The 12,160-nt window shown below is 43.2% G+C and carries 7 protein-coding genes; 6 read left to right on the top strand and 1 reads right to left on the bottom strand.

Going from position 1 to position 12,160, the window contains the following annotated elements; genetic code table 11:
- Window positions 1–54 precede the first annotated feature (54 nt).
- Window positions 55–690, bottom strand: a complete 636-nt coding sequence (locus MHUN_RS17935; protein WP_011450065.1) for an acylphosphatase — start codon at window positions 688–690, stop codon at window positions 55–57.
- 245 nt (window positions 691–935) lie between these two features.
- Here MHUN_RS17935 and MHUN_RS16360 point away from each other — a divergent pair, with 245 nt between their 5' ends.
- The 6 genes from MHUN_RS16360 to MHUN_RS17920 all read left to right on the top strand — a co-directional run bounded on the left by MHUN_RS16360 (window position 936) and on the right by MHUN_RS17920 (window position 11,943).
- Complete coding sequence (locus MHUN_RS16360) at window positions 936–1,745, top strand: ATP-binding protein (RefSeq protein WP_052288922.1); 810 nt, start codon at window positions 936–938, stop codon at window positions 1,743–1,745.
- Between the two features lie 53 nt (window positions 1,746–1,798).
- On the top strand, window positions 1,799–3,532 hold the full coding sequence (locus MHUN_RS16355; protein ID WP_011447340.1) for an IS1634-like element ISMhu4 family transposase: 1,734 nt from the start codon (window positions 1,799–1,801) through the stop codon (window positions 3,530–3,532).
- A gap of 10 nt (window positions 3,533–3,542) precedes the next feature.
- Window positions 3,543–4,076 (top strand): ATP-binding protein, encoded by a 534-nt coding sequence (locus MHUN_RS18530; RefSeq protein WP_158498249.1) that lies wholly within the window; start codon window positions 3,543–3,545, stop codon window positions 4,074–4,076.
- A 356-nt stretch (window positions 4,077–4,432) separates the two neighbouring features.
- Window positions 4,433–4,837: a tetratricopeptide repeat protein gene (locus MHUN_RS18525; protein WP_011450064.1), complete on the top strand. Its 405-nt coding sequence runs from the start codon at window positions 4,433–4,435 to the stop codon at window positions 4,835–4,837.
- A gap of 263 nt (window positions 4,838–5,100) precedes the next feature.
- The gene (locus MHUN_RS17925) at window positions 5,101–8,391 is read left to right on the top strand and encodes a S8 family serine peptidase (protein ID WP_011450063.1); all 3,291 of its coding nucleotides are present in this window, start codon (window positions 5,101–5,103) and stop codon (window positions 8,389–8,391) included.
- A gap of 537 nt (window positions 8,392–8,928) precedes the next feature.
- A complete protein-coding gene (locus tag MHUN_RS17920) occupies window positions 8,929–11,943 on the top strand; it encodes a S8 family serine peptidase (RefSeq protein WP_158498248.1) in 3,015 nt (1,004 codons plus the stop codon).
- Window positions 11,944–12,160: the final 217 nt, after the last annotated feature.

Raw genomic sequence — 12,160 nt, 5'->3', positions numbered from 1 at the left:
ACCAATATTTCGCATAGGTTTTTCTGCAGTTCTTTCCGGGATCTCCTAAATATTTTATGCCATGATTCCGTGTTTATGGAGAGCATTCTTTACCTCCTGCAATTCATGCTCAATTTTATTGAAACGTTCATTCATTTCGGTTTTTAAGTCATATCGTAATGTTTGTATCTCTTTGTTGGTCAGTTTCTGGGTGTCAATCATCAGATCTTGTTTTCCCAACATTTGGTCCTGTTTTTCCAGCATCTGATCCTGTTTACCAATCATCACATCTTGTTTCTCGAGCATTTGATCCTGTTTCTCGAGCATCCGATCCTGTTTCTCCAACATTTTTTCCTGTGATGATTGAATACTTAAAATCGCAGGAATTCCTTTATCCAGTTGTTCAACCTGGACAAGGTGCATATAGTCCATTATCGTGATTACCCGCTTACCGTATGGCTCAATGGAAATTGTATCAACGATGGCATGAACGGGGATATTATCATGCAGATCTGTGGTAAACTCTTCAATGGATTCAGTATCTCCTTCTATGCAGATCTCAATCTGCTGTATATTATCTGGCAAAGTATGATTAAATGCAGAAAAGCCAATAAGTCCTGATTGGAGTGCACGATTTAAGAGAAAAACTCTATATCCCACATCGTGAACTTTTGGTCCCTGAATGATGATTTTATTTTTTATTGTAGTCATAATATGATTGATTATTTCGTATCAGGATCGTAAATATTTTCACAAATAACAGAAAGGTAATGAGGCCACTTCATTGTTTATAATCAAAACAAATGAGGTATTTTATAAGCAATGAATATAGGTTTTAAATCTCATGTTTCTGCAGAATTTTCATCGGGATAACTATCGTTTATATCCGATAATTTATTTAGAATTTATCGTCTATATGCGATAGACATATCTCCTTGTATATTCAATCTCTTTGCATGGATACCCGGGCAAAACTAAAAACTGCGATTGTTGAATGGCAGGAGAGTGCATTGCCTTTTGTGCACATTAGAAATCGCCCGATTCAGATGGATCTTCCTCATATACATGACATTATTGGTGTGAGACGCTGTGGGAAGACCTATTTTATGTATCAGTTAATTTCAGACCTGCTCATGCACGGTGTTCCAAAGTCATCTGTTCTCTATCTGAACCTTGATGATGACCGATTGCAGCCTATTCAGGGAGATGAGTTATCTCAATTAATAGATACATTTCGGGAACTGTATGCCTCATCGGATGATCAGAAACTCTATTTTTTTTTGGATGAGATACAAAATTTTCCTTTATGGGAAAAATGGTTAAAAGGAATCTACGATAAAAGAAAAAATATAAAATTTGTAATAAGTGGCTCAAATGCCTCACTTTTGTCAGAAGAAATCTCTTCCCGGCTGACTGGAAGGCACATTACCACCAGAATGTTTCCGTTCAGTTTTTTCGAATTCCTGAAATATAAAAACATCTCGTTTGATCTGAAAACAATCGCATATTCTGATAAGAAGATCGAGATAAAAAGGATTTTCAATGAATATCTTGTTCGGGGAGGATTTCCTGAAGTAATTATCTATCCTGCAGGAGATCACATTACATTGCTCCAATCTTATTTTGATGATATCATATACCGGGATATCGTGTCGCGACATGGAGTGCGAAATCCGAAAATATTCAAAGAACTAGCTCTTTTCTGTGTGTCCAATATTGCGAAACCTCATACCTATAACTTACCTTTCGCTGATCTTATAAGGTAAATGTTAAATTATAAAGCTTAACTTTATATCTGAGAAGTGTACATATATATGGGATGATCGCTCCGACACATCAAATTGAACACATCGGCGGAATCCCATATATCTTTGAAACATTAAAAGAACTTCAAATCATACGAATTTTGAATGAGGTATATTCGCCTCACAGAAACTGGGTGGGTTTGCCGATTGGTGAAACGATTGCCATTTGGATCTGCTACTGCCTGACCGAAAATGATCATCGTATGTGTCCCTTGGAGAAGTGGGTTACTACCAAAAAAAATTTACTGGAAAAATTGATTGGTTTTCAATTTAGTCCAAAATGCTTTACTGATGACCATTTGGCTCGTATATTATCTCTATTGCACAATAATGAACTTTGGAACCGATTTGAATCTGAATTAAATCGTTCTACACTGCGTATATATGGTTTAACGGATGAAAACATCGTCCGTCTTGATATGACAACAGTAAACAGCAATGGAATTATCGATAAAAACGGATTAATACAATTTGGCAACTCAAAAGATGACGCCTCCCTCCCTCAAATAAAAATCGTACTTTCAGTGCTTGATGTGCTGGGTTTGCCCCTCACCGTTAGTGTAGTCCCTGGAAATTGTGCTGATGATCCTCTCTATATCCCTGCAATGGAAAAGGTGAAAAAATCTACGGGACAATCTGGATTACTTTTTGTGGGAGATTGCAAAATGGGTGCCATAGCAACTCGTTTGTATACGACTATCAATAATGACTTTTATTTATGCCCGTTATCAGAAGTCTCTCATCCTACTCAGGAAATTTATTCTGCAATCATAGCACATCAGGAGTCTAATCTTTCCTTCACACAAGTTTCACGATCGTACTATGATGGAAGCGATGCGATTATAGCCGAAGGATTTGAGAAAAAAATATCTCATTCAATGGAATATGAGGGGAAAATCATAACCTGGGAGGAACGGCTAATCTACGCAAAATCATTTGCTCATGCAAATAAATTCAGATTATCACTTGAAGAGCAAGTAAAAAAAGCTTTCTTTGAGATAAATTCAATGAATAAAAGAGGAAAGGGAAAGAAAATTTACCGAACAATCGAGGAAGCAAAAGAAAAAGTACATGCTATTCTTGGAGATAAGGGATTAACAGCGGTATTCGAAGTTGAGTATATCGAGCATATTAGTAATACTCCAAAACGAAAATACGGAAACAATCCCGCCAGAATTGAACAATCGACGAGAATTGAGGTTAAACCAACTATTAACTTGCAAGCCCTTCAACAAGCGCAGGAATTATCAGGATGGAGGGTATATGTAACAAATAAACCAGAAAATGAATTATCGATGCAAGATGTTGTTCTGACTTACCGTGATCAGTATATCATAGAGCATCAATTTCATCGGCTGAAGGGAAAGGCACTTTCACTTGCCCCAATGTTTATTCAACGAGATGACAGAATTGATGGTTTAGTGAAGTTTTTGACTATTGTAATGAGACCACTTGTTATTATTGAGAAAAAAGTCAGGGATTCGCTGAAAAGTAGAGGTCAGGGTTTGAGTGGTCTTTTCGAATATAATCCAACGAAAATAGTAAATAATCCTAAAACTGAAAGAATTATTGAGTTTTTCAAAGAGATTTATTTGTTAGTTTCATTTTATGGTGAACAGGTTTTTTACACAATTACTGGGATAAATCAAAAGCATCGAGAGATTTTAAATCTGATGAATGTTGATATTAGTGTTTATACTCAATTGGGATCAATTCAGGAATCTGAATTTAAGATCAGCGAACGGTGAGTATAATTCTTTGAAAAGGCTCTTTTCTGATTACCAGAGCCTGAGTACTGATGCAATAATTAGATATCTCTCATACCTGGAAGACGCATTTCTGCTTTTTTCTGTCAATCACTACGATACGTCGTTAAAAAGACAAATACAAAAGCCCAAAAAGCTCTATTGCATCGACCATGGGATGATGCAGGCAGTCTCTTTTTGGTTTTCAAATGATATTGGGAGAATATTTGAAAATATTGTATACATAGCCCTGCTTCGTCAGGGTAAAGAGATATACTATTGGCAGGATGAAAAAGGATTTGAGGTCGATTTTGTCATAAAATCCAGGGATGACTCCATTCGGCTTATTCAGGTCTCTGTTGATATTTCAGATCCGATGACCCGTGAAAGAGAAAAAATAGGGCTGATTTCCGCAATGAATTATTTTGAGATTGGTGAGGGGATTATTATTACTTCTGATATATTAGATGAAGAGATCTTTCAGGACCGGAAAATTACGTATTTTCCCCTCTGGTTCTGGCTCCTCACCGAAGAGTCATATATATAAGAGGTTGTTGCACAACTAAAATGTCGTTTCCTCAAGAGCACAATTTCCATTCGGTTGGAACGTTAATTGGCAATGAAATTTATGGGCTTTGCCTCATTGTACTATTGGTTTAGAGTTATGCAACAGCCTCATAAATTTTCAGTTATTTCTGGAGCGGGCTGATTCTGTTCTCCGAAGATTGGGTTCCTGCTCACATCCGCGACACCGACTGCTGTTCCAAATTTCGGAGTTGCCCATTAATCTAGGCAGTATATTCGACAAACGGTGAATACGATTCAATCAGTGAAATGATGGTCTGGGATTTTTTGGGTGAAAGCATAAATACTGTCCCCACCTAATGTGAAAGAATCAGAAATATGGCAGAAAATTCAACCCACAAATTCCTTAGCAAGCGTGATGTTCTCCTCAATAAGGCTGATGCATTTGCATTGGAGGCAGATCAACTGGCATACCAGGGGAAGTACGAGGAAGCGGTGGACAAATATGATCAGGCGCTCGCAATATATCCGTCCAACCCTGATCTCTGGGCATTTAAGGCCATCACACTCTCCGGTGGCCTGGGGAGAAATGAGGAGGCGCTCGAATGCTGGGAACGGGCGAAGAAACTGGATCATGTGTTAGCGGATGCAATCACCGATGTACCTTCATCTGAAACGACCATGACTGTGCATGAACGGGACCTTGTGGATTTCAAGGGGAGCACTGCGGATAGGATCCGAAACCTGGTCAAGCAGCAGGCGATGGATAAGAAGAAGAAATAACTATTTTCTTTTATTTTTTCCTGTTGATATATAACATTTGACCCTGTTTTCCCATTTTTGAAAGTATATACCAAAATTTTAAGAACTTTTTAAATACTCTCCCAGTCACTGTTCATAGCAACTTCAATATTTATAATCTGTCTGGGGGTCTTGCCTAATAGGCAGATTAAAAACCACTTTTACAATATAAATCAAATAGCGCTTAACCAGAATTATATATAATAGTTGTGTAATAGGGATCATATTTTTTCGAGGTACTTTTCATGTCCAAGCCAATAGTATTAATATTCATTCTGATATTGCTCATAAGTATCGGTTTAGAGTCGGGAGCGGCAACATCAGTTACGATATTGCCCGGTTCACAGGCGGTGATGAAACCTCCTGATAGTGGTGTCGCTCCTCCATATTCCCTGCCGTCGATTGTAATCCCAGTCACTCCAAAGTCAACTTTACAAGGAGATGGGCCGGTATCAGGCATTGTACAGTCACCAGTTCTGTCAGGTATAATATCCTCCAAGGTGGAACCTGAACAATTACTCCCTTCTACAAACATTACACAAAATAGTTCTGTATGTGCACAAGCATATATTCCTGACCGGGTTATTGTAAAGTTTAAGACAGACCACTTTTCTCCCTTATCTTCTGTAAATCAGATTCAGGCAGAGGCACACGCAGCCATGGGCGCAACGGTTCTTGCAGACCCATCCACTCTGGGTGTTGAGGGAATGCAGGTTGTCAGTGTTCCCAACACTACCGGGACCATGAAAGCGATTGAACTATATCGGATGAACCCGATGGTCGAGTATGCCCAGCCGGATTACCTGTATTCTATAAATTCAACAATTATTGATCCTCCGGTGTCTGTAAATCAGCAGACAGTCCCCTATCCTGAAACTATTCAGGTAAAACCGTCTACAGTTCAGGTTCCGAATGTTCCTCCTCCATCATCACCGCCTTCCTGGTCGACCTGTTTATCATCGGGATATCAGAGCGGGGTAGTAGGATTTGAAGATCCGTTGAGCGAAGAAGAGCGATATAATGCAGCACAAGCAGAAGTGGATGACATAAATGCCTATGTGAAAGAACATAATCTCTCCTGGACTGCAGCGGTAAATCCAATCATGCTCATGAGTCCAGAAGAGCGTGAACATCTGAAAGGACTCCGGCATGATCTGAAAAGCAGCACGATAGTGAGTGGCGCCGGTATCACACCAATGGAAGGACTTCCCACTTCGTTTGACTGGCGGAACAATGGTGGAGATTATACCACCCCTATTAAGAATCAGGGAAGTTGCGGGAGTTGCTGGGCATTTGCAACAACCGGTGCCTTTGAATCATATAAAGAGATAAAATCCGGAAATCCGGGTATGAACCCTGATTATGCTGAGCAGTACCTGGTGAACTGTGCAGGTGATCAGCGTGGATGTAATGGCGGACTCTTCACGGCAATGGCATACTTTGTAAATAAGGCGGGTTTGAGTGGTGGAGTCGGGACGGTTACCGAGGCGAACTATCCCTATACCGGTTCGGATGGTACGTGTAAGAGTCTGTCCGGGTATACCAGGTATTCGGTAGATACGGCCGCAGGAGAGACCTGGGGGTATGTCGGTGGAGGGAATGAGTGGAGTATCCCATCTGATGATGCGATAAAGACGGCGATTTATCTCTATGGTCCGGTTGCCGCCGGAGTCTATGCAGAGAGCACCTTTGATTCATATCGATCAGGTATACTTGACAGTACGTCCAGTGCATCCTATGCAAATCATGCAATTATTATTGTGGGATGGGGAACGTTAAATGGCCGGACTTACTGGATTTGTAAGAACAGTTGGGGGACATCCTGGGGCGAATCAGGGTGGTTTAGAATTTTCTCAGGAAGGCTCCGTATCGGGGAAGGTGCTGCATATTTTAAATATACAGCCTCAAATCCTTCTGGCGGGACGATTGCTTTCAATTCTAATCCATCCGGGGCCCAAATCTGGATTGATGGGGTGAACACCGGTCAGGTTACTCCCTATACTCAAACATCAGTTCCAATCGGAACCTATTCGGTGACCTTGAAACTCAGCGGGTACCAGGAGTATACTCGTTCGGTATCTGTAACTTCAGGACAGACAACTGTCATATCTGCCACCCTTTCACCAATACCTACCGGGAGTATTGCAGTTAGTTCAACTCCTTCCGGTGCACGGATCTGGCTTGACGGGGTTGATACCACAAAGAGCACACCTGCGACGTTATCTTCCGTGCCGATTGGTTCACATGCTGTATCACTGGTTCTCTCTGGATATAATTCATATTCGACCGTTGTGATGGTTCATGAGGGTCAGACAAGTATAGTCTCCGGAACTTTGAATCAAATTAACCCTGGCACCCAGGTTCTTCCGAATGATCCTTCATTTAGCAGTCTGTGGGGACTTCATAATACCGGACAGAGTGGAGGAACAGGTGATGCCGATATAGATGCTCCGGAAGCATGGAGCATAACCACCGGTTCACTAGGGGTTATTGTCGCGGTTGTTGATACCGGTGTGGATTACAATCACCCAGATCTGGTCGCAAATATCTGGAGGGATCCGGTAACAAATACTCCCGGGTATGATTTCTATGGTTCTAATGATCCAAATCCCATGGATGAACATGGTCATGGGACTCATTGTGCCGGGACGATTGGAGCAGTCGGAAATAATGGGATTGGTGTGACCGGGGTGAACTGGAATGTGAAAATTATGCCTCTTCGGTTCCTTGGAGCTGACGGGTATGGCTCTACAAGTGATGCGATTGAGGCTTTTGCCTGGGGATATGCAAAGGGAGCGAGAATTTTCTCAAACTCATGGGGAGCCTATGGTATCGATTATGCTCTTCGTGATTCCATTAATCTCTATCCCGATGCACTCTTTGTATGTGCGGCCGGAAATGGCGATATATATGGAAATCCCTATAATACTGATTCATATCCCCATTCTCCATCATCGCTGGCTAATGTGAATATTCTCTCTGTAACAGCAACAAACCGATATGATCAAAGAGCTTCCTGGGCAAATTATGGTGCGACAACGGTTGATGTTGCTGCACCGGGTGTGTCTATCATGAGTACTACCAAAGGCAACTCCTATGGCACCATGAGCGGGACCTCTATGGCGACCCCGCATGTGGCAGGTGTTGCAGCCCTCATAAAGGCACAGAACCCTTCATATTCAGCATCCCAGATAAAATCCGCCATAATGAATAATGTTGATCTCAAATCCGGACTATCTGGTAGATGTGTTACCGGAGGTCGGATCAATGCGTTCGCCAGTCTGGCCTCCTCCCTTCCACTTAAGGCAAAGTTTTACGGGGTTCCTGATACAACAATCAAACCTCTTCGAATCCGGTTCTATGATGTCTCTGAAGGGATAATCTCCTCAAGACTCTGGAACTTTGGGGATGGAAATACTACTGGTGAAGTTAATCCATCGCACACCTATTATAATCCAGGCATCTATACTGTCACGCTTCAGGTAAATGACGGTGTTGGTACTCATGCCTCTGTGCTGGAGATACAGGGAGGTTGATTTCATTATTCTTCCAAAATTTGTTTTTTTCCGAGCAGAGGTATAGCAGTGAAATCCGGATTAGCTATGTAATTATTTGATAGTATTCTGAAAAAATGGAAGATATTGGTTACCATCCTTCGAATAAAACAGAAGGATATCATTGTAAAATCTGTGACGGTATTTAATCTATTCGTATGGGCGTTGCCTAATAGGATGTCTCTAATCTTTCTTGGCATATAAAACATGAAGCGCATGCACACTATTATATATAATAATTGCGTATTAATTCTTAACTTTCGAGGGTGATCAATCATGATGAAACAACTAACATTCATTTTCATTTCTCTCTTGATTATCAGTATGGGTTTACATACGGTTGCGGCGACTTCAGATCCATTTACTCCCGTTCTATCGACGGTGGTCAAACCTCCAGATGTGGGAGTTCCAACATATCATTCCCCGCCATCGATAGTCGGTCCGGTACCGCAAGTGGCTGGCCCACCGGTTAGTAGACCAGTTATGAGCATTGTCCAGTCCCCAGTGATGAGCAGTACAATGTCAGGTCTGACGCCAACAGAGCAGAGTGGATTGTCCATGAATAATACTCTTAATAATTCGTTGGAGAGCCCTGAATATGCACCTGACCGGGTTATTGTTAAGTTTAAATCTGCTTTAGGCTCTGAAAAGTCATCCTTAAGCCAGGTACAGGCAGAAGCACATGCAGCCATGGGTGCCACGGTGATAGCTGATTCAAAAACTCTTGGCGTGGAGGGTATGCAGGTCGTCAGTGTTCCAAACTCTACCGGGACCATGAAAGCAATCGAGCTGTACCGGATGAACCCGATGGTTGAGTATGCACAGCCGGATTATGTGTATCAGGCATATCCGGTTGAAAAGATCCACATCCCCGTGAATGTAAATCAGAATGCCGTTTCATACCGTGATTCTATTGTTCAGGGTAAGGTGAGTACCCCCTCTGGAGGGCCATCTCCCGCACCCTCTGATCAGAATGACCATCCCTCGGCACCTCCATCCAGTGTATCTGCTGGTGCCATTTCTACGATGAATGAGACGGAAGGATTTGGATACATGCGGTTGTCTCTTGAAGATATTGCACAGATCCAGAGCGATTACAATGCCGCTGTTAAGGTGGAAAATGCGCCTCTCTCTACCACGTTGGGGAGTAAAAGCCTTCTTTCCAATATCCAGTACACCCCATCGGAGCGGAACCAGGGGAACTGTGGGAACTGCTGGGTATGGGCTTCAACCGGGGTTATCGAGAATGCCCTGACCGTTCAGAATGGGATAAAGGATCGACTGTCAATACAATATTTTGATTCGAATTATAATGGCGGAAGTGCAATAACCGGTGCATGCAATGGCGGATGGGCCAGCACGTTTGCAAATTTCCACAGCACCTCCGGATTTAAACAGGTTATCCCCTGGTCAAATACCAATGCCTATTACAATGACCGGTATGCCTGCTCATATGGATGCGGGGCACAGACCCCTGCCTCAAGTATTGCAACCTCTCCGAACTACCCGATAACCAGCATTTCCACCAGCTGGATATCGACAAACGGAGTCTCACAAGCACAGGCTATTGCCAATATCAAGGCACAGATCGATGCAAACAAAGCGGTCTGGTGGGCGTTTTTCCTTCCGGACAGTTCATCGTGGTCTGCATTTAATTCATTTTGGGCATATCAGACCGAATCGACTCTCTGGAATCCGGATCCGTATAACAATATCGCTTATGGATCATCCGGAGGTGGTCATGCGGTTGTCATAGTCGGTTATGATGATACCAGCAGTGATCCAAACCAGCGGTACTGGTTAGTCCTGAACAGCTGGGGCAGCAATTCTAAGCGCCCGAATGGTCTTTTCAGACTTAAGATGAACATGGACTACAGCGGAAAGTCGTCCCAGGGGTACCAGAATCATTACTTTTCAATCTTCAACATCAACTACGGGATAACTGCCCAGACTGGATCAATAAGTGTATCCTCCAGTCCGTCCGGGGCCCAGATCTGGCTTGACGGGGCCAATACGGGGAAGGTAACTCCGAATACCCTCACATCCGTGACTGCAACATCCCATACCGTCACGGTGAAACTGACCGGGTATACAGATTATTCTACCTCGGTTACAGTTCCATCCGGTGGGACTGCGACAGTATCGGCCACTCTTACTGCAGTTCCAAAAGGATCGATATCAATAAGTTCAAATCCGACTGGTGCGGCCGTGTATCTGGATAGTGAGGCAAAGGGAGTTACCACTCCTACCACTTTGAGTGATGTTCCGGCAGGAACTCATACGATCAGGCTGACCAAAACCGGGTATCAGGACTGGTCACAGAGTGTGTCGGTCACTTCAGGTCAAACGACACCCGTCAGTGCAACGATGACTGCTGTTTCACCAGGGGGCCAGGTCATTCCAAATGATCCTTCGTTCTCTTCCCTGTATGGTCTCCATAATACCGGACAGACGGGGGGAACTGCTGATGCAGATATTGATGCCCCTGAAGCCTGGTCCTATGTGACCGGGTCATCTGATGTCATTGTTGCTGTGGTGGATACCGGGGTTGACTATAATCATCCGGATTTAGCAGCAAATATGATTGCCGGGTATGATACCCGGAATAATGATAGTAATCCGATGGATGATCACGGTCATGGGACCCATTGTGCGGGTACAATAGGAGCGGTCGGGAACAATGGTATTGGGGTCGCTGGTGTGAACTGGAATGTGAAGATCATGCCACTCAAGTTCCTTGATTCATCCGGGTCAGGATATACCAGTGATGCGATTGAGGCCTTTGCCTGGGGATACTCCCGAGGAGTGAGAATCTTCTCAAATTCATGGGGTGGAAGCGGAATTGATACCGCTCTTCAGGATTCTATCAGCAGTATGCCGGATGCTCTGTTTATCTGTGCAGCGGGGAACAGTGCACTCAATACTGATACAAATCCACACTCACCCGGTTCACTGCCAAATGCGAATATCCTCACCGTTGCAGCAACCGACTCACGCGATGTACTCGCTTCGTTCTCAAATTATGGAGCAAGCACGGTTGATGTTGCAGCTCCTGGTGTGAGTATTTACAGCACCTATCCGGGGAATCGATATACTACCATGTCCGGGACCTCGATGGCAACTCCCCATGTTGCTGGTGTTGCGGCATTACTTAAGGCAGCAAATCCTGCGCTGACAATGGATCAGATAAAGACAGCAATCATGAATGGTGTGGATGTAAAGAGCGGTTTATCCGGGAAATGTGTGACCGGGGGCCGGGTCAATGCATATACCAGCGTTCGTGCGGTGTCCCAGGTTCTCGCGAAATTCTATGGGGTGCCGGAAACGGTGGTTTATCCTCTGACTATCAGGTTTTATGATGTATCAGAGGGATCAGTGGCATCCCGGACCTGGAACTTTGGTGATGGGAACACCTCCACGGTTCAGAACCCGGTTCATACGTTTTATAATCCGCAGACCTACACCGTCACATTGCAGGTCAGTAATGGAGTTCAAGGAGTAAGCTCAGTTTCGAACGAGGTCGGGGGGCTCTAAGTCCCTTTTATTTCCTGGAGGTTGATATCAGTAATAATTTGATGAATTTTGAATGCCTGGATAAAGCAACCTTTTTGTGGCGAACTCACATCGTATTGGAATGCAGAGGGGATAGAGGTTTGAAGAACGGAGAAAAACAATTAATAGAAGTCAAATATCTTATTCGGAAAAAATCCTTGTATTCAAATCGCGAACCTTTTTTTTATTGTGATGTCTA

Origin of the sequence: Methanospirillum hungatei JF-1, from assembly GCF_000013445.1 — an archaeon.
In the GTDB taxonomy this organism is placed as follows: domain Archaea; phylum Halobacteriota; class Methanomicrobia; order Methanomicrobiales; family Methanospirillaceae; genus Methanospirillum; species Methanospirillum hungatei.
The sequence above is the reverse complement of the archived record's forward strand: the minus strand, read 5'-3'. Positions and strand labels throughout refer to the sequence as shown.